The 18,074-nt window shown below is 48.1% G+C and carries 17 protein-coding genes and 1 tRNA gene; 8 read left to right on the top strand and 10 right to left on the bottom strand.

Features of this window, described 5'->3' with window-relative positions; all coding sequences use genetic code 11:
- From LAT77_RS07970 to lrp, 6 genes are all read right to left on the bottom strand, one after another.
- Positions 1–471, bottom strand: a complete 471-nt coding sequence (locus tag LAT77_RS07970; RefSeq protein ID WP_290564029.1) for a CrcB family protein — start codon at positions 469–471, stop codon at positions 1–3.
- Positions 464–856 carry a CrcB family protein gene (locus tag LAT77_RS07965; protein ID WP_290564028.1) on the bottom strand — a complete coding sequence of 131 codons (393 nt, stop codon included), beginning with the start codon at positions 854–856 and terminating at the stop codon, positions 464–466. The genes LAT77_RS07970 and LAT77_RS07965 overlap by 8 nt, the downstream gene beginning before the upstream one ends.
- Positions 857–874: 18 nt before the next feature.
- Complete coding sequence (locus LAT77_RS07960; RefSeq protein ID WP_290564054.1) at positions 875–2,197, bottom strand: replication-associated recombination protein A; 1,323 nt, start codon at positions 2,195–2,197, stop codon at positions 875–877.
- 39 nt (positions 2,198–2,236) lie between these two features.
- Positions 2,237–2,932, bottom strand: a complete 696-nt coding sequence (lolA, locus tag LAT77_RS07955) for an outer membrane lipoprotein chaperone LolA (RefSeq protein WP_290564027.1) — start codon at positions 2,930–2,932, stop codon at positions 2,237–2,239.
- The gene (locus tag LAT77_RS07950) at positions 2,932–5,409 is read right to left on the bottom strand and encodes a DNA translocase FtsK (RefSeq protein WP_290564026.1); all 2,478 of its coding nucleotides are present in this window, start codon (positions 5,407–5,409) and stop codon (positions 2,932–2,934) included. Before LAT77_RS07950 ends, lolA begins: the two co-directional genes overlap by 1 nt.
- Before the next feature lie 96 nt (positions 5,410–5,505).
- Positions 5,506–5,988 carry a leucine-responsive transcriptional regulator Lrp gene (gene lrp, locus LAT77_RS07945; protein WP_290564025.1) on the bottom strand — a complete coding sequence of 161 codons (483 nt, stop codon included), beginning with the start codon at positions 5,986–5,988 and terminating at the stop codon, positions 5,506–5,508.
- A gap of 187 nt (positions 5,989–6,175) precedes the next feature.
- Between lrp and ald the strand changes: the two genes are divergently transcribed.
- From ald to infA, 4 genes are all read left to right on the top strand, one after another.
- A complete protein-coding gene (gene ald, locus LAT77_RS07940) occupies positions 6,176–7,303 on the top strand; it encodes an alanine dehydrogenase (protein WP_290564024.1) in 1,128 nt (375 codons plus the stop codon).
- A 143-nt stretch (positions 7,304–7,446) separates the two neighbouring features.
- Positions 7,447–8,409: a thioredoxin-disulfide reductase gene (trxB, locus tag LAT77_RS07935; RefSeq protein WP_290564023.1), complete on the top strand. Its 963-nt coding sequence runs from the start codon at positions 7,447–7,449 to the stop codon at positions 8,407–8,409.
- A 48-nt stretch (positions 8,410–8,457) separates the two neighbouring features.
- Complete coding sequence (gene aat / locus LAT77_RS07930) at positions 8,458–9,201, top strand: leucyl/phenylalanyl-tRNA--protein transferase (protein WP_290564022.1); 744 nt, start codon at positions 8,458–8,460, stop codon at positions 9,199–9,201.
- Positions 9,202–9,267: 66 nt separating this feature from the next.
- Positions 9,268–9,486 carry a translation initiation factor IF-1 gene (gene infA / locus LAT77_RS07925; protein WP_037439960.1) on the top strand — a complete coding sequence of 73 codons (219 nt, stop codon included), beginning with the start codon at positions 9,268–9,270 and terminating at the stop codon, positions 9,484–9,486.
- A gap of 163 nt (positions 9,487–9,649) precedes the next feature.
- Here infA and clpA read toward each other — a convergent pair whose 3' ends face one another.
- Positions 9,650–11,908, bottom strand: a complete 2,259-nt coding sequence (gene clpA / locus LAT77_RS07920) for an ATP-dependent Clp protease ATP-binding subunit ClpA (protein WP_290564021.1) — start codon at positions 11,906–11,908, stop codon at positions 9,650–9,652.
- A gap of 22 nt (positions 11,909–11,930) precedes the next feature.
- On the bottom strand, positions 11,931–12,248 hold the full coding sequence (clpS, locus tag LAT77_RS07915) for an ATP-dependent Clp protease adapter ClpS (RefSeq protein WP_290564020.1): 318 nt from the start codon (positions 12,246–12,248) through the stop codon (positions 11,931–11,933).
- Positions 12,249–12,528: 280 nt separating this feature from the next.
- Between clpS and cspD the strand changes: the two genes are divergently transcribed.
- Positions 12,529–12,753, top strand: a complete 225-nt coding sequence (gene cspD / locus LAT77_RS07910) for a cold shock domain-containing protein CspD (protein ID WP_290564019.1) — start codon at positions 12,529–12,531, stop codon at positions 12,751–12,753.
- A 68-nt stretch (positions 12,754–12,821) separates the two neighbouring features.
- Here the strand turns inward: cspD and yejK are convergent, their stop codons facing one another.
- A complete protein-coding gene (yejK, locus tag LAT77_RS07905) occupies positions 12,822–13,883 on the bottom strand; it encodes a nucleoid-associated protein YejK (RefSeq protein ID WP_290564018.1) in 1,062 nt (353 codons plus the stop codon).
- 73 nt (positions 13,884–13,956) lie between these two features.
- On the opposite strand from yejK, the gene LAT77_RS07900 reads away from it, so the two are divergent.
- From LAT77_RS07900 to LAT77_RS07890, 3 genes are all read left to right on the top strand, one after another.
- On the top strand, positions 13,957–14,184 hold the full coding sequence (locus LAT77_RS07900) for a DUF1414 domain-containing protein (RefSeq protein ID WP_290564017.1): 228 nt from the start codon (positions 13,957–13,959) through the stop codon (positions 14,182–14,184).
- A 38-nt stretch (positions 14,185–14,222) separates the two neighbouring features.
- On the top strand, positions 14,223–15,821 hold the full coding sequence (locus tag LAT77_RS07895) for a DUF3413 domain-containing protein (RefSeq protein ID WP_290564016.1): 1,599 nt from the start codon (positions 14,223–14,225) through the stop codon (positions 15,819–15,821).
- A gap of 108 nt (positions 15,822–15,929) precedes the next feature.
- Positions 15,930–16,006: transfer RNA gene (locus LAT77_RS07890), tRNA-Pro, on the top strand.
- Between the two features lies 1 nt (position 16,007).
- On the opposite strand, the gene LAT77_RS07885 is transcribed toward LAT77_RS07890, so the two are convergent.
- Positions 16,008–18,041, bottom strand: a complete 2,034-nt coding sequence (locus LAT77_RS07885; protein WP_290564015.1) for a prolyl oligopeptidase family serine peptidase — start codon at positions 18,039–18,041, stop codon at positions 16,008–16,010.
- Between the last annotated feature and the right edge of the window lie 33 nt (positions 18,042–18,074).

Genomic DNA, 18,074 nt, shown 5'->3' with positions numbered 1-18,074 from the left:
CTACTCTCTCTTTAATGATTCAGCAGACGAACTCGAACGCTGCCGATAAAACCAAAATCCACAACTTACCGCCAGCACACCGAGAACAACAGATAAGCCAACGTATACTAAACTATAGATAGGCCCATATTGAAGCCATAAATCGCCCGTTTGTTGAGTAAATGCAGAAAAACTCGTCAACGCACCAAACACACCCGCAGACCAGAATAAAAAACTTGCTTCCGATTGAATACTGAACTCACCCTGAGCCAATCCACGCTTTGCAGTGACCATTCCAAGCCCCAAACAGCCCACTATGTTAACCATCAGTGTGGCAAATGTGAAATAAACAAATAAGTTTTCATTATCGGCAAACACCGACACAAACTGACCAACGCTCTCACGTAACAATGCCCCCACCATGCCGCCGAGTGCGACGGCAAGCGTAAAGCGCCAAAAGACATGACCAGACTTGATAGTTTGCTTATCCATAGACCAACACACCGCCAAGAATATAGCCGAGGATTAGCCCCAAAAACGACAACAATACCGATGCAAGCACGTAGCCTAAAGCGCGCAGTGGTTGGGCATGCAACAACGTTCGCACCTCAATGGCAAAGGTTGAAAATGTGGTAAAACCACCGAGAAGACCAATTTCAAAAAAGGCGAAGCTCTGTTTAATCGCTATGGCCGACCGCTCACCATCGACTGTATTGGCCAGTAACGCGACAACAATACCTAAGACGAGTGCGCCGGTGATATTAACAAACAAAGTCCCCACGCGGCTGTGCCCAACTTGCCAAACAGACCAGCGCGTCAACCAGAAACGTAAAACCGCGCCAACCGCGCCGCCAAGCGCTACGAGAAGCCAGGTCATGTGAGATACCCCCTCACTTCAATCATCCTTGTTTCGCTGCACGCCATATCGCTGCCAATCGCTGCTGGCATCTAAATTTTTGAGATGCGCTAATTTTTCTTGAATCTTTATTTCCAAACCGCGCGCTTGCGGTTCATAAAAGACCTGATTCGCAAGTGCTTCCGGTAGATAAGATTCGCCGGCGACATAGGCATTGTCATAGTTGTGTGCATAACGATAGTCTGCACCAAATCCTTCGTCTTTATGAACTTGGGTTGGCGCATTACGTAAATGCTCCGGAACGGGATAACTCGGACCGTCTTTGGCGAGCTGCAACATGGCATTAAACGCCTGATAGACGGCGTTACTCTTAGCAGCGCAGGCACAATAGATTGCAGCTTGCGCGATAGCCCGCTCACCCTCCGCTGGCCCAACGCGTTGGAACGTGTCCCACGCATCTAACGCGATTTGCAGCGCGCGTGGGTCGGCATTCCCGATATCTTCTGAAGCAATAGCCAACAGCCGCCGAGCAACAATCAGCGGGTCGCCACCACCGGCCAGGATCCGACAATACCAATACAAGGCACCATCCGGTGAAGAACCGCGCACCGACTTATGAAATGCAGAAAGCAAATCAAAATATAAATCGCCCTGATTATCAAATGCTGTGCTCGCTTGCCCCGTTGCTGCCGTTATCGTTGCAACATCCAGTTCACCCCCATCGGCCACAAAGTCGGCTGCAATTTCTAAACTGTTTAATAGACGCCGCGCATCGCCTGCGGCAGCAGACAAAATGGCACGTCGTGCGGCAGGTGCTAATTGCAACTGTCGCTGACCGAGACCACGTTCAGAATCATTGAGTGCTTGCTCAAGCAGTTGCTCTAAATCAGCATCGGTTAACGCCTGCAAACGATAGGTTCGGGCGCGAGACAGTAAGGCATTATTCAGGGCAAACCCTGGGTTTTCTGTCGTTGCACCAACAAAAATGATGGTTCCATCTTCAATGAAGGGTAGAAAAGCGTCTTGCTGACTTTTATTAAACCGGTGCACTTCGTCAACGAACAAGATGGTCTTCTGACGAAAGAGCCCGTCGCCAGCCCGCGTTTTTGCAGCGTCAATCGCTTGGCGGATTTCTTTTACGCCTGACGTGACGGCAGAAACTCGCTCGACATGAGCATCTGCGGCACTCGCCATTAATTCCGCGAGCGTAGTTTTGCCGGTTCCCGGCGGCCCCCACAGCACCATAGAATGCAAATGCCCTCGCGCAAGAGCTTTGCGCAAGGGCTTATCCGGGCCGAGGATATGGGCTTGGCCAACGTATTCATCAAGATGACGTGGCCGCATTCGCGCCGCCAACGGCATAAATTCACTCAATTGAACGTCCTATTCGCAAGTAACCGTCTAATCATCACGCTGATCATCGATATCTGTTCCCGCTGGAATGTCAAACTGGAATGGTTTGCCATCCACCTCCGCGTTATAGACCAAGTTCGCCAAATAAAAGACACTTTCTTGCCCATGCAAGTCGCGCAAGCGAATTGTTTCAAGCGCAAATTTAGCACTTGAGTCTTTACGAAACGCTAACTCGAGGACACTGCCGCTGCCTGACGTACCTGGCTTGTCTGCAATCGACCAGACCTGAAGCTGATCGTGATCCTGTTGCTCCACGATAAAGTCTTGCCAATCCTGCTGCTCATTTTCTAACAATAATAAGAGCGGATTTGACTGCATGGCATCGGCTTGATTAAACAATGTCACTTGTTCAATGAATGGGTTGTAGTACCACAAGGTATCGCCGTCCGCCACCATCACCGACGCTTCCGGCGCTTCGGTAACCCAACGTAACCGCGCGGGTCGTTCGAGCACAAAATGGCCTTGCAGCTCTTGAATCAGGTGACCATCTTCAAAGATCTCTTGCATAAAATGACCTTGCAAGCTTTTTAAATCATACAGCCGTTGTTGCAGCGCTTGCGCGCTGGCCGCCTGTAGTGAAGTCTCACTGTTGACGTTAGAGTCTGCTTTCGTTTCGGCAACAGCACTGTGTCCAACGAACAACGCAGCAAGCAAAGTTGCATGAGTAAATAGGGTCCGATACATCAATAATCCCTCGGTGGTTTCGCGGCTAAAACTTCTCGAGCACCATTGTGCCCTGCTGCTGATACGACACCAGAAACTTCCATTTGTTCGACAATCCGAGCAGCACGATTGTAACCAATCCGGAATTTACGCTGAATACTCGACACCGACACACGACCGGCTTCGGTAACGAAAGCAACGGCTTCGTCATATAACGGATCCGATTCGCCGTCCTCATCAGCGGCTTCACCCGGCAATAATCCTTCATCACCCTGATCACCACTCAAAATATCCTCTAAATACTGTGGAGCGCCTCGTTGCTTCCAGTCTGCGACAACAGCATGCACTTCGTGGTCATCAACAAATGCACCATGCACACGCACCGGTACACCTGAGCCCGGGGGCATATAAAGCATATCGCCCTGGCCTAACAGATGCTCTGCGCCGCTTTGATCGAGAATCGTACGCGAGTCAATTTTTGACGACACTTGAAATGAAATCCGTGTCGGAATATTCGCCTTAATCAACCCCGTAATCACATCCACCGATGGCCGTTGCGTTGCGAGAATCAAGTGGATACCTGCTGCTCGTGCTTTTTGCGCGATCCGTGCAATAAGCTCTTCGACTTTTTTGCCAACAATCATCATCATGTCAGCCAATTCGTCAACCACGACGACGATATAAGGCAGTTTGCCGAGTTCAGGTGGACGCTCGTCCATCGAGTCACCGGGCTTCCAAATCGGGTCACGTAACGGTTCACCAGCAGCAATAGCGTCTTCCACTTTCTGGTTGTAGCCCTTTAAATTTCTTACCCCAAGTGCGGACATCAGTTTATACCGACGTTCCATCTCACCAACACACCAACGCAGCGCATTGGCTGCATCTTTCATGTCGGTCACGACCTCAGTCAATAGATGTGGAATACCGTCATACACGGAGAGCTCTAACATTTTCGGGTCAATCATGATCATGCGCACATCTTCGGGCTGTGATTTATACAGCATGCTCAGAATCATGACGTTAATGCCCACGGACTTACCTGAACCGGTTGTACCTGCCACCAATAGATGGGGCATTTTTGCCAAGTCAACGGTTACTGGTTTGCCCGCAATATCTTTCCCTAGCACCATGCTCAAGGGTGACGGCGATTTGGCAAATCCTTCGCTCTCAAGAACTTCGCTTAAGCGAACGATTTCGCGATGTTTGTTGGGTAGCTCTAAACCGACGTACGATTTACCCGGAATGACCTCGACCACACGCACCGCAATTGCAGACAACGAGCGAGCGATATCTTTTGCCAAGTTGGAAATTTTGCTCACCTTCACACCGGGAGCGAGATCCAGCTCAAAACGCGTGACCACTGGCCCAGGTTGAACACCAGCGACCTGCACCTCAACGCCAAAATCTTTTAACACCGACTCGACAGTCCGACTGACCTCGTCGAGTTCACTTTGGCTAATTGGGTTGCCAGAACGATTAGCACGGTCCAATAGTTGAATAGACGGCAGTTCACTGACCCATTGCGCACTCTTTTCTGTCGCTTCCGCCTTTGCTTTTGTCAGTTGCGGTTTCTTTTCAACAGGTCTGGCAACGGGTGGCTGCGGCTTTCTCGCTGCTATTTGCGGTACGTCATCGTCATCGTCGTCAAAATCAGCTAAAAGCGCTTCGTCCGATACTTCATCAATCGCATCACGGGTGGAAAACGATGGCAAATTATCATCTTCAAGCACATGTTGACCGCCCACTGGCAAGGATTCCCACGTTTCGTCAGGCTCAACTTTTTTCGATTTTTCTTGTTTATTTCGAGGCGAGAACCAGCGGCTGAATAGCCCAGAAAACCATCTCGACTTTTCGGCAGTTGATACCACTTTCGCGGATGAACTCTGCTTCGGTTTGACAGCGTCAGACTTTGCGCCCAAACGAGAAGTGAACGGCTTTGCGATCCAAAGTGCTGCAGCAATGGTTGCTGCACCCATCTTGTCGACTAAAGCTATCCACGACAATCCGGTAATTAACGTAATCCCGGTGAGAATGAAGGTTAGAAGTAATAACGTCGTACCACCGAGGTTAAAGTACGGCAACATCGCTGCGATGATCACGCTGCCGACGAGTCCTCCTGCGGGGAAGTAATAGATATCCGCAAAATTCAACGCGGCAATACCGGTAGCTCCGGCAAGAAACAGTAAAATACCTAATAGGCGCAGACCAAGTGTCAGGTAGTCGACAGTTAACAATTGCCGCGGACGATGAAAAACGACATAACCGAAACCAACCACGACGAAAGGAATCGAGTACGCGAGCGCACCGAATGAAAATAAGAGAATATCGGCGAACCAAGCACCGATAGCACCTGCCGCATTTTGAATCTCTTGAGTGTACCCTGTTTGTGACCAGCTAGGATCGGCAGGATCAAATGACAACAAAGCGGTCAGCAAAAATATTGCTAATGCGCCGCAGAGAATGAGTCCGGCCTCTAGTAGTCGCTGCAATCCAGTCATAACACTCCGTTTCTTTGTCTTTTTATTATCGACCTAGAATACCATACAGTGATTCGGTTCGAGTATTCAAAATTAAACATCAAAACTAACCTAAATTCAGCCTTTTATTACGACTTTATTCTCTTGCTTTACTGCTTCCATAACGACATAAGTGCGCGATTCGTTGACGCCGGGCATATTCAGCAGCGTTTCCCCAAGCAACTTTCGATAAGCGGCCATATCGGCAACCCGCGCTTTTAAAAGAAAATCAAAGTCCCCAGAAACGAGGTGGCACTCTAAAATTTCATCGGTTTTACGCGCTGCGGCACTGAATTCCGCAAATACATCTGACGATGTTTTACTTAACGTAATTTCGACAAAAACCAGTAGCGGCGATCCCAATTTATCGGGGTCTATTCTGGCATAATAGCCTTTTATCACCCCATTGCGCTCAAGTTTACGTACTCTTTCCAAACAGGGTGTGGGGCTCAAGCCGACTTCCTTGGCGAGTTGCACATTAGAAATTCGCCCACGTTCTTGCAGGATTCTTAGAATTTTCCGGTCAAGTCGATCAATAGTGATTTCACGCTCTCTAAACATAGTTTAATAGTCACTTATACTTTTATTTGATTATTATATAGCATTTTTTACTAATTTTTGCCACCAAAAAAGTCAGTAATGCCCGCTACGGTTAAGCTATACTTTGCCGCACACAACGAACTCTTGAAAGGCCGTTGAGCCACATCAATCGCCTTTCATAATCACATTCACTTGAGGCTTTTTTATTATGTTGATCGGTGTACCTAAAGAGATTAAAAACCATGAATATCGCATCGGCTTAACCCCGGCTGCTGTTCGCGAGTATGTCGCTCACGGCCATCAAGTGATGGTTCAGCGCGATGGCGGCGTGGCGATTGGTTTTACCAACGAAGACTACGAAGCCGCAGGTGCGCGAATTGTTGACACACCGGAAGAGATTTTTGCAAGTGCCGACATGATCGTGAAAGTGAAAGAGCCGCAACCGGGCGAATGTAAACAACTTCGTGAAGGCCAGATTCTTTATACTTACTTACATTTAGCACCAGATCCAGAGCAAACGCGTTTGCTCGCCGAAGCACGCGTCACCGCAATCGCTTACGAGACGGTTACTGATAATCGTGGCGGTTTGCCCTTGCTTGCACCAATGAGCGAAGTGGCTGGACGGATGTCGATTCAAGCGGGTGCCCACAACTTAGAAAAAATCCAAGGTGGTAGCGGTACTTTACTTGGTGGCGTACCTGGCGTTGCACCTGGCAAAGTTCTGATCATTGGTGGTGGTGTGGTCGGTACGCAAGCTGCAAAAATGGCCGTTGGCCTGGGCGCTGATGTCACCATTCTCGACCGTTCGTTGCCGCGCTTACGTGAACTTGACGATATTTTCATGGGTCGGGTCAAAACCGTCTATTCAACCGTTGACGCCATTGACAAGTACTCACGTGAAGCCGACTTAGTCGTTGGCGCTGTCTTGATTCCAGGCGCAGCGGCACCGAAATTATTGACCCGCGAGCACATTAAGATCATGAAACCTGGCTCCGTACTCGTTGACGTTGCGATTGATCAAGGCGGCTGTTTTGAGACCTCGAAAGCAACCACTCATCAAGACCCAACGTATGTGGTTGACGATGTGGTGCATTACTGTGTGGCCAACATGCCAGGTGGTGTTGCGCGGACGTCTACCATTGCATTAAATAACGCAACCTTGCCGTACGGTATTGCGTTAGCCAATAAAGGCCTTGCGGCGATGACCAATGATGTCAATTTACGCAATGGCTTGAACATGCACAAAGGTTATATCACCTATAAAGCCGTCCACGATGACTTAGGCGAGAAGCTCGGCTTAGAGTATATGGATCCAGCTGAAGCGATTCAGCGTTAAAGAAATCGTTACAACAAAATAAGAGCCGGCTTGAAGCCGGCTCTTTACCCTGTGGAAACAACTCCCTAGAATGGGAGCGTCCAAAACGTATCATAACTATCGGTTTTCAATTCTGTTGACCTTAACAGTGGAGTCTTTTTTTCATGGCTGATGCACGACACTGCAAGCTTCTTATTCTTGGTTCTGGCCCTGCTGGCTATACCGCTGCGGTTTACGCGGCACGAGCAAACTTGAACCCTGTTCTCATTACCGGCATGCAACAAGGCGGTCAATTGACCACCACAACCGATGTTGAAAACTGGCCAGGCGACCCAGAAGGTCTGACCGGACCGGACCTTATGGTGCGTATGCAACAGCATGCAGAGCGCTTTAATACTGAAATTATTTTCGACCACATCAATCAAGTACAGCTCACCGATAAGCCGTTTCGCTTAATTGGTGACGCTGGCGAATACACGTGCGACGCGTTAATCATCGCAACCGGTGCTTCCGCGAAATATCTTGGCCTACCCTCTGAAGAAGCCTTTAAAGGCAAAGGCGTCAGTGCTTGTGCAACCTGCGATGGGTTTTTCTATCGTGGTCAGCAAGTCTGCGTTGTTGGTGGCGGTAATACTGCAGTTGAAGAAGCTCTGTACTTATCGAATATCGCCGAAGAGGTTCACGTTATTCATCGTCGTGACAGCTTCCGCGCTGAGAAAATCCTCGTCGACCGCTTAATGGCAAAAGCAGAAAGCGGTAACGTTAAATTGCACTTACATAAAACCTTGAATGAAGTGTTAGGTGACCAAATGGGCGTCACCGGCGTTCGTATCGAAGACACGCGAACGGGTGAGCTGTCTGAATTACCCGTAGCAGGCGCTTTTATTGCCATCGGCCATCAGCCAAACACACAAATGTTTGCTGGCCAGTTGGATATGGAAAATGGCTACCTTAAAGTCCATTCAGGGACCAATGGCAATGCCACGCAAACATCGATTCCTGGTGTTTTTGCCGCCGGCGATGTCAGTGACCATATCTATCGACAAGCGATCACTTCGGCAGGCACCGGCTGCATGGCTGCACTCGACGCTGAGCGTTACCTCGATGCTTTGGCACAAACGAAGTAACTTAAGCTGGGGACTTTCCGTAGGGTCTGTCCCCGCTTCTCTCTCGCGATGAGCAAATCACCACGCCCGCCCTATTTTTACGTTCTCGATGCGGATGCCAATGCACCGTTCCCTAGCGTTGAGTTCGCACATGATGACCCAGACGGCCTCTTAGCGATTGGTGGCTGCTTGTCACCCACTCGTCTGATGAACGCATATCAACGCGGTATTTTTCCGTGGTTTAGCCCGAATGAACCTATTCTTTGGTGGTCGCCCTCAAAACGTGCTGTCATCGCAAGCGATTCCGTGCGGTGCAACCGTTCCTTACGGAAATTCATCAAACAGTGTCCGTATCAGGTCACTTTAAATCGAGATTTCGCTGCGGTGATACGACACTGCGCAAAAGTCCCCCGCGGTCCCGGCAATGGCACATGGATTACGCCAGCAATGCAACAGGCGTATATTGCCCTCCACGAATTAGGCCATGCGCATTCTATCGAGGTTTGGCAAGGCGAAACCTTAGTCGGCGGACTTTACGGTGTACAGGTGAAACGGACATTTTGCGGTGAAAGCATGTTTAGTTTAACACCGAACGCCTCTAAAGTAGCTCTAGTTGCGTTAGGCGACGAGCTTCAACGGCTCGCCATTGAACGTATCGATTGTCAAATTATGAACCCTTTTTTGCAGCAAATGGGCGCACAAGAGCTGCCTCGATCTGCGTTTATTCAAGCATTAAAAGAACAGCCAGAACTCGAATTTGACCAGCAACGCTGGTGCTCGCGACAAATACCCATCGCGAATGTTGGCAATTAAAGTGAATTCGGGTTAAAATCCCCGCGCTTAAAATTAGCCAGATCAAAGAAAATACAGAGGATTTTAATGGCGAAAGAAGACAGCATTGAAATGCAAGGCACTATTTTAGAGACCTTGCCAAATACCATGTTTCGTGTCGAGCTGGAAAACGGACACGTGGTGACTGCGCATATCTCAGGTAAAATGCGCAAGAACTACATTCGTATTCTAACGGGTGACAAAGTTACCGTTCAGCTGACCCCTTATGACCTTAGCAAAGGCCGTATCGTTTTCCGTGCGCGTTAATTGTGTCTATCCGCTGCTGATGCCAGCGGGTTAATCGCATCCCAACTTGATAACGTGAAGTTTTTCTACGCTAGCCTAAGGCACCTGCGTTAGAAAATAAAAACCCAGCACATGGCTGGGTTTTTTCGTGTCTGACAGTTAACTGGCTGTGAACTAGTGTGAACTAGGTCACCGCTTCACTCGCATTATCATAAACAAAATCGAGCGAGTCCGTATCAACGTTAAGGCGAACACGCACATTACCGCCTTGGCTAAGGCGACCAAATAATATTTCATTGGCCAACGGCTTTTTCAAATGTTCTTGAATGACACGCGTCATCGGCCGCGCACCCATTGCCCTGTCGTAGCCTTTTTCAGCTAACCACGCTAAAGCAGGACTTTCGACTTCGAGTGACACACCTTTCTTGTCCAACTGCGCTTGCAACTCACAAATGAATTTATCAACCACTTGCAAGATGACTTCGGTATTCAGATGATCGAACCAAATAATACCATCGAGGCGGTTGCGGAACTCCGGCGTAAACACCTTGTTAATTTCCGACATGACATCGAACTTATGATCTTGCTCCTGAAAACCGATGGATTTACGCTCGGTTTCACGCACACCCGCATTGGTCGTCATCACCAGCACAACATTGCGGAAGTCCGCTTTACGACCGTTATTGTCGGTTAATGTACCGTTATCCATCACTTGCAGTAAGATATTAAAGATATCATTGTGCGCTTTTTCGATTTCATCGAGTAGCACCACACTGTACGGATGCTTAATCACTGCCTCGGTAAGCAGACCACCTTGTTCAAAACCGACATAACCTGGAGGGGCACCGATTAAACGGCTCACCGCATGGCGCTCCATATACTCAGACATATCAAACCGCAGTAATTCAACGCCCATGGCTTTAGCTAATTGCTGGGTAACTTCCGTTTTGCCAACGCCCGTTGGGCCTGCAAATAAGAATGAACCAACAGGTTTGTGCTCACCGCCAAGTCCGCTGCGTGTCAACCGAATCGCGGCGACTAAGGAGTCAATTGCATTGTCCTGCCCAAACACCACCATTTTCAAATTGCGATCGAGTTGCTTCAGCATACTTTGATCGTTTCGCGAAACCGACTGCGCGGGAACCCGAGCAATCCGCGAAATAATAGCTTCAATATCACCAACACCAATCGTCTTCTTCCGTTTTGATTGCGGCAACAAACGTTGACTCGCTCCGGCTTCATCCAGCACATCAATCGCTTTGTCAGGTAAATGACGATCGTTGATATACTTTGCCGCTAATTCAGCAGCAGCACGAATTGCGGGTTGCGTATAACGAATGCCGTGGTGTGCTTCATATTTATCACGCAATCCTAAAAGAATTCGTGTTGTATCCTCGATCGACGGTTCTGTCACATCAATCTTCTGGAAGCGACGCACCAACGCCCGGTCTTTTTCAAAAATATTCTTATATTCTTGATAAGTCGTTGAACCTATACATTTCAGTTCGCCGCTGGAGAGAAGTGGTTTCAACAAGTTCGATGCATCCATAACGCCGCCCGAAGCAGAGCCAGCGCCGATAATCGTATGAATTTCGTCGATAAATAAAATACCATGTTGCTGCTTGGTAATTTCTTTCAACAAGGCTTTAAAGCGCTTCTCAAAATCACCGCGGTATTTCGTACCCGCCAAAAGGCCACCCATGTCGAGACTATAAATCACTGCGTCAGCCATGACTTCGGGAACATCGCCCTGCTCAATCTTCCACGCCAAACCTTCCGCGATAGCAGTTTTACCTACACCCGCCTCGCCGACCAGCAGAGGATTATTCTTGCGCCGCCGACAAAGCACTTGCACCGTTCGCTCTAATTCCAAATCGCGTCCGATCAGCGGATCAATCTTACCCGCTTTCGCCCGTTGATTAAGATTTACACAAAAACGTGCAAGAAAACTTTGCTCTTCCGATTCGCCAGTCGCTTCTGTCGAATCTATCGGTGCACCTTTTTCTTCTTCAACACGAGAAATACCGTGCGATATGAAATTGACAACATCAAGGCGGGTCACCTCGTGCTTGTTGAGCAAATAGACGGCCTGAGATTCTTGTTCACTGAAAATTGCCACCAACACATTTGCGCCGGTAACTTCCGAATTGCCTGAAGACTGGACATGAAAGACGGCACGTTGCAAAACGCGCTGAAAGCCAAGCGTTGGCTGTGTTTCACCGAGATCATTTTCAGGAAAGCGAGGGGTAGAGCGATCGATGTAAGTTAATAGGTCACTTTTTAATCCAGAAAAATCAACGCCGCAGGCACGTAAAGCCTCCGAAGCTTCTGGGTTATCCAGTAATGCGACGAGCAAGTGTTCAACGGTCATTAACTCGTGTTGGCGTTCACGTGCTAAACGAAATGCATCATTTAGCGAAATCTCGAGCGCTTTGTTTAGCATACTGCTCTCCTTACTTCACAAATCAAACTTGCTCCATGGTACAGAGCAACGGATGCTGGTTATCGCGTGCGTACTGATTCACCTGCACCACTTTCGTTTCTGCAATTTCTGCAGAGTACACACCACACACTGCTTTACCGTGATGGTGCACTTTTAACATCACTTCGGTTGCCGATTCTTGATCGAGTCGGAAGAAACGGACCAATACTTCGATGACAAAGTCCATCGGCGTAAAATCGTCATTATTCAACATCACCTGATACATACGTGGCGGCTGTAAAACAGTATCAGTCGCCTCGTCTAAATGATGCTCAGGTATGGAGTCGCTAAACCAAGTCATTGCTTCAAAGTAATCCCAGTGCTCTTCATAACTATAGCTAGAATTTTTCTAGCCGGTAAGTTTTTTCCAGATTTATTCGTTAAAAATTTGTAATAAATTTCCCGTAAAAACCTTGACTATTTTTTGGTCTTATCTACATTAACAGATGGTACTGTTTGTTGCAGATTTCAAGTGCATGATACACAAGTGCTTCATGACAGTCTTCGCACCCCAATAACAATAACAGGTGTGACCCATAATCATTATAACAAAACAACAAATGCAAGAAGGAAGTAGAAGTATGGCTACCGGTAAAGTCAAATGGTTCAATAACACGAAAGGGTTCGGATTTATTGAATCAGAGGAACGTAGTGGCGATATTTTTGCCCACTACTCCACCATTCAAATGGAAGGATACCGTACGCTAAAAGCTGGACAAGAAGTCAACTTTGAGCTGGAAGAAGGACCAAAAGGTTTACATGCAATGAATATTGTTCCTCATTCCGCTGAACCCAATTCCGAATAGCAACCTCGCGCTTCACAGACAATGCCAGCACTCTGATTTACAGAGCGCTGGCATTTTCTTTGACTGAATCAATCATTAAGACCATAAAAACGGCGCAGTTGATCCCGCAAGTTAGGCGGTGTTCCAACAATCGTAATCGTATCAGTTGCCGGATCATACTGCACACGACTGCCAATGAGTTTCTGCTCAAAAGCGATACTGACACCGCCTCCCTGCCCCTGAAACTTCATCAGTTGCCGCAGACTCGACTTATCAGCCGGAAAAGAGTCAGGTAACTCAACACCACGCTCATTGGCGAAACCCTTGATCGAGGGTGAACCTTGTTCGGCGAGCCGTTGATCCAATGAACTCAAGTCGACCTGACCGCCTTGCTGCCATTGTTCGCCGCAATAGTCATACACTTCTTGACGAATCTGTTGTGCTTGATCCGCACCAACATCAGACGTGGTCACCATAGCTTGTACGGTATTAACCAGTTGCTGCGTACTTGCTTTCGCATTCACTCGTTCGGCACAGCCGAGAAAATCCAAAAAGAACTCGCCGGCTTTGCGGCCCGTCCGTCCCTTTAAAAATGAAATGTAATACAGATCGTCAGCCTTGGCCTGAAACTCGGTTAAATTAATTCGTGCCGCTAATTGTACTTTCGCGACGTCTAACTGCGCCGCTTTATGCACACTTAAATCAGGTTGCACCATGACACCATCACGCACAGGTAAAAAACCGACGAGTAAAAAGCGATCACCATTTTCTTCATAATCAGCAAGTAATAAAAAGCCTGCTTCCGCTACTGCATATTGCGTCAACTGCTGTTGCAACAGTCGCGCTACTTGTTGGGAAAGTTCGACAAAAGGTGTCGTGTCCTGTAACCAGCCAGTCAGTAACTTAGGGAACTCTGGCTCAGGTATCGACTCGCCGCGCTCCCGGGCTTCCGCATAAATAGGATCGTCTATGGTGACAAAGCTTGCATAACCCTTGGTTGGTTTTGCATTATAAACTTGCGACAATTCAGCAAGTAATGTGACCACTTCCGGGTCATTTTGGAGCGTCGCAGGGGAAAATCGAACGCCGTAATTTCCATCAGGATCCTGATAAATTTCGTGCACAATACTGGCCGTAACCGTCAGATTCATGTCTCTCTCGCTATGCAACATATTGATTTATGATAAACTTGCCCTATTCTATCACGGTGAAGAAGAGAGCCCCATGCCGATACTGTCAAAATACGATGAAGCACGTCAGGAAAAATTAATCAGTGGAATCTTAGATATTTTCTCAGCAGACGAGTCGCCCAGCGACCTTGCATTGATGACGTTAGGCAACGTAACGACCCACATTATTCACCATCATGTTGCGGCGGATAAGCGTGCGGCAATTGCCAAGCAGTTTGGACAAATTCTGCTACAATCGGTAGCGAATAGTAGCGAAAAATAGAAACACACGTCTTATTACAATTATAACGCGGACGAAAAATGGGCAAATATCAACAGCGCGACCGGATAGCACGTCTCATTAGCTGGGGCCATTGGTTCACCTTTGGTAATATTTTTCTATGTTTGCTCATTAGTCTGCTGTACGTCGAAAATGCGCTTCCAACCGGCTCGAGCTTAGGCAATGGTTATCTTTTGATCAGCTGGCTTGGCCATTTTGCCTTTTTGCCATTTGTAATTTTTATTATCGCACTGTTCCCCTTCTGCTTAATTATTCCCTATTCCAAGATACTACGCGGCTATGCGGCTTTATTGGCGACGGTTGGGCTGTTTACCTTGCTCTTTGATGCTATCTTCTTTCGCCAGTATGGCTTTCATCTGAACACCTATTCGCTCAACCAACTTTCACTGGATGCCGAAGATTGGTTTGCCGGCGGTAGTTTTGTTTTATTGTCCATCATCATTCTCGCCTTTTTAATCATTTTTGCTTTGCAATTGACCTTAGCCAACCTAACCTGGAAGCGACTACCAAGTTTACAGGGAAAACCTTTCGCGAAAGCATTTACGGGCATTTTTATCGCCAGCTTTTTTATCAGTCACAGCACCCATATTTGGGCCGATGCCAACTTATACGCACCGATTACTCAGCATGATGACTTGTTCCCGCTCTCCTATCCGACGACCGCAAAGTCGCTCATGGCTCGCCATGGTTGGATCAGCATTGAGCAGTTCCAGAATCGCCAAGATCAACTGACGCAGGCTCAGCAATTAACGGCTCGATATCCGGTCGGACCCATGCTCTGTAGTAAAGACTTTGTTCAAGGTGGCACTGTCATATTCGCCTTTTCGCAAATTGACGTCGCCATGCAAGCGGCGCTGCAATCGAGAGTGCCGGGCTTAACTCAACATCAAGGACTGCACTTAGGTCATGTTCAACTTGAAATGGCGGTCATGACCTTATTGTACGGTACACCAGACCTATACAGTGCAAGCCTGAAAGAACAGAACGCATTGCCGGCGTATGTGCAGATTATGAATGACTACGGCACCCCTGTGCGTTTTCATCGCGCTGGCGAATTTCCCGAGCTTGAGTTACCCGAACGTATGCAAGCTTCCTTGGGTGAGTGGCAACAATCTCGAACTGCAACAAGTGGTTTACAGGTCATCTTCGTGACACCGACTGATTTAGACGATGTGGTGACCTATATCGAACAGTACCACGGGTTATCTAATCAAGTCATTATCACTGGATTAGTTCCAGCTGAGTTCACAGGCAACAGCTTGCGCCCCGAGCAAATTAATGTGCCGCTGTATACATTAGGAACGCATGATTATCCGCGTCGGTTAACGACAATCGAGGATATCATGCCGACCGCATTACAGCCCTACATGTCCTGTGCCGAGGGTTTCCGCAATTTCACCAATGGCCTTGCGCTGAATCAACCGGGACGCACATTCCCTCGTGTTTACACTGTGCGGCCTAATCTGTTTATCTTTGAAGCACAGCAAACAACTGTGATTGATAGTGGCGGAGATATGCTGCTATTCAATGCACAAGGTGACCTAGTTCCCGGTGCAGTGCCACCGACACCCGTGTTCATTCAGAGTTTGCGTGAGCTCCAGCGATTTGCTGAACAATAGAGTCTGTTTATTTAACTAGCGAACTGCTTAAAATTCCCGCAGTTATGCGCGAAATTCGTCCGTGGAGCTTGCCATTTGCAATGAAAGCAGTAAGATACGTCGCACGGTCGGCGTGTGGCGCAGCTTGGTAGCGCACTGTCATGGGGTGTCAGGGGTCGCTGGTTCAAATCCAGTCACGCCGACCAATTAATTTTCCTCGCTATTCCCTGCATCGCGCAAATGCTTATCTAAAAAATCCAACATGACTTGCCAGCGTTCTACGTTGTTTTCCGGTTTATAGAATCCGTGGCCCTCGTTTGCTTTGACCAGCCATTCAAAGTCCCGTTGATGTTCAATTAATGCAGATCGAAATGCTTCCGCATGGTCAATCGGCGCGCGCATGTCTTGTTCTCCATGAATCACTAAAACAGGTAATTGTAGTTCGTTCACACGGGCCACTGGCGATTGCTGCTTGCGCTCCTCACTATCTGTTCCCAACGCTCGCTCCAAGAAGGTTCGACCGAAGTTACTACGGGGTAAATCACCGATTTGAAACATCAGATTTAAATCGTAGAATCCGGCAAATCCGATAGCACAACGATAGAGTTCAGGTTCGCGAATAGCCGACATCATCGCCGCATAGCCGCCGAACGATGCGCCATAAATACAAACCCGCTCACCGTCGACTTTACCTTGTTCGATCAGCGCCATGACGCTGTCAGTAATATCATCGACAATGCCCGTTCCCCAATTCTGAAAACCTGCACGTTCGAAAGCTAGACCAAAACCAGCCGAGCCACGAAAATTAGGCTGCCAAACCGCATAACCTTGTTCTGCAAGTAACTTAGCTTCAAGATCAAAGTAGGCTAATGAGTCGCGCACACCATAGGGGCCACTGTGGGGAAGCACAACCAACGGCGGTAACTTTTGAGCGTCATATACGGAGGGCAAGGTGAGCATACCCCGAATCATTGTCCCCTCGCGGTTTATCGTTGTGACTGCCTGTGTTGTTGGTAATTCATGTCCCGATAGCCAAGGACGACTATCGACGAGAGCAACAATGACATTTTCGCGTTGGTCAAATAAATAAAACTGGCGAGGCTGATTCGCAGACTGAATCGCCAGCACCATTTTTTGATGGTCGACGGTAGACGAACGAATCTGAATACTTGCGTTTGGAAAGGTTGCCGTTAGTTGCTGTAACACACGCGCATAATCGTCATCCTCGTCAGCAAAAAACACCGTTTCTAAACCATTATTCTCGAAACTCGCGCCAATCACTGAATGCGGTCGGTCGTAGCGATAAGAAAATATAGGATAAAGATCAACGTCAGGATGGTACGCCACTATCGTTTCCGATTTGTCATTGACGTTCAGGTAGGAAATGGCTTGTGTATCGGTTTGAGTTGTCGACAAACCAATGACTGTTTGCTCATCGGACGCCAAGGTCAATGGTATAAACCCGCCTTCGAATTCATCAAAATCGCCAAGTCGCTGCCAAGGTGAACGCGCATTTTGTCGATACATGACCACGACCTGCCCGGGGTTATCTGGCGATACGCCGCGAGCGACTCGGGCAACACCGCGGCTATCAGCAACAATCTGTACTTGGCTGCCATAAAATGAACGAATCGGAATGCGGCCGGCACTGCGCTTTCTGCCGCTGTCCACGCGCATGCGGTAAAGGTCAATGAAAGGTTCACTTTCACGCATACTGAATTGGGAAATGAGAACCTCACCATCGCTCATAGGCAAAACATCAATCAATTCAGCAAATACAAATTCGCCATCGCGTGAGCGCGGCCCGGTAAGAATTACTCGACGGCTACCATCGACATTCATGGCCGACAACTCACCAGTCAATATCGGTTGTTCAAGCGAACCAATTTCGCGCGCTGTAGTAATTAACAATCGGTCGTTACTGACCCAGTAAAAATCCTCGACCGACTCATTTCCACGCAATTGCGTAACGGACAACACTTCACGCGTTGTGACATCTAATGCGGTTAACCGAACGGAGCCGTCCGGATTACGACTAGTCGCTGCAAGATAGGTACCTTGCGGTGAGATCTTTATGTCGATAAATTGAGCGTGGCGGGCATAGTCAGCAAGGCTCAATTCCTTTATTTGCTCTGCTAGAGCAGGACTCAACGCCTTTAGATAAAGCGCACAAAACAACACAAAAACCATACCTAGCGGATATAGTTTGAGATAAAACCTTTTGATTATGCGATTACCCATACTCTTTCCCGACGACTGAACCACAAATAGTGT

This window comes from Aliidiomarina sp. (assembly GCF_022565475.1).
In the GTDB taxonomy this organism is placed as follows: Bacteria; Pseudomonadota; Gammaproteobacteria; order Enterobacterales; family Alteromonadaceae; genus Aliidiomarina.
The sequence above is the reverse complement of the archived record's forward strand: the minus strand, read 5'-3'. Positions and strand labels throughout refer to the sequence as shown.

Coding starts and splice junctions, on each gene's coding strand:
- LAT77_RS07965 (WP_290564028.1), bottom strand. CDS start 856: ATGACCTGGCTTCTCGTAGCGCTTGGCGGCGCGGTTGGCGCGGTTTTA.
- clpA (WP_290564021.1), bottom strand. CDS start 11,908: ATGCTAAACAAAGCGCTCGAGATTTCGCTAAATGATGCATTTCGTTTA.
- ald (WP_290564024.1), top strand. CDS start 6,176: ATGTTGATCGGTGTACCTAAAGAGATTAAAAACCATGAATATCGCATC.
- LAT77_RS07895 (WP_290564016.1), top strand. CDS start 14,223: ATGGGCAAATATCAACAGCGCGACCGGATAGCACGTCTCATTAGCTGG.
- LAT77_RS07885 (WP_290564015.1), bottom strand. CDS start 18,041: ATGGGTAATCGCATAATCAAAAGGTTTTATCTCAAACTATATCCGCTA.
- yejK (WP_290564018.1), bottom strand. CDS start 13,883: ATGAATCTGACGGTTACGGCCAGTATTGTGCACGAAATTTATCAGGAT.
- lolA (WP_290564027.1), bottom strand. CDS start 2,932: ATGTATCGGACCCTATTTACTCATGCAACTTTGCTTGCTGCGTTGTTC.
- LAT77_RS07950 (WP_290564026.1), bottom strand. CDS start 5,409: ATGACTGGATTGCAGCGACTACTAGAGGCCGGACTCATTCTCTGCGGC.
- clpS (WP_290564020.1), bottom strand. CDS start 12,248: ATGACTTGGTTTAGCGACTCCATACCTGAGCATCATTTAGACGAGGCG.
- LAT77_RS07900 (WP_290564017.1), top strand. CDS start 13,957: ATGCCGATACTGTCAAAATACGATGAAGCACGTCAGGAAAAATTAATC.
- LAT77_RS07970 (WP_290564029.1), bottom strand. CDS start 471: ATGGATAAGCAAACTATCAAGTCTGGTCATGTCTTTTGGCGCTTTACG.
- LAT77_RS07960 (WP_290564054.1), bottom strand. CDS start 2,197: ATGCCGTTGGCGGCGCGAATGCGGCCACGTCATCTTGATGAATACGTT.
- lrp (WP_290564025.1), bottom strand. CDS start 5,988: ATGTTTAGAGAGCGTGAAATCACTATTGATCGACTTGACCGGAAAATT.
- infA (WP_037439960.1), top strand. CDS start 9,268: ATGGCGAAAGAAGACAGCATTGAAATGCAAGGCACTATTTTAGAGACC.
- cspD (WP_290564019.1), top strand. CDS start 12,529: ATGGCTACCGGTAAAGTCAAATGGTTCAATAACACGAAAGGGTTCGGA.
- aat (WP_290564022.1), top strand. CDS start 8,458: ATGAGCAAATCACCACGCCCGCCCTATTTTTACGTTCTCGATGCGGAT.
- trxB (WP_290564023.1), top strand. CDS start 7,447: ATGGCTGATGCACGACACTGCAAGCTTCTTATTCTTGGTTCTGGCCCT.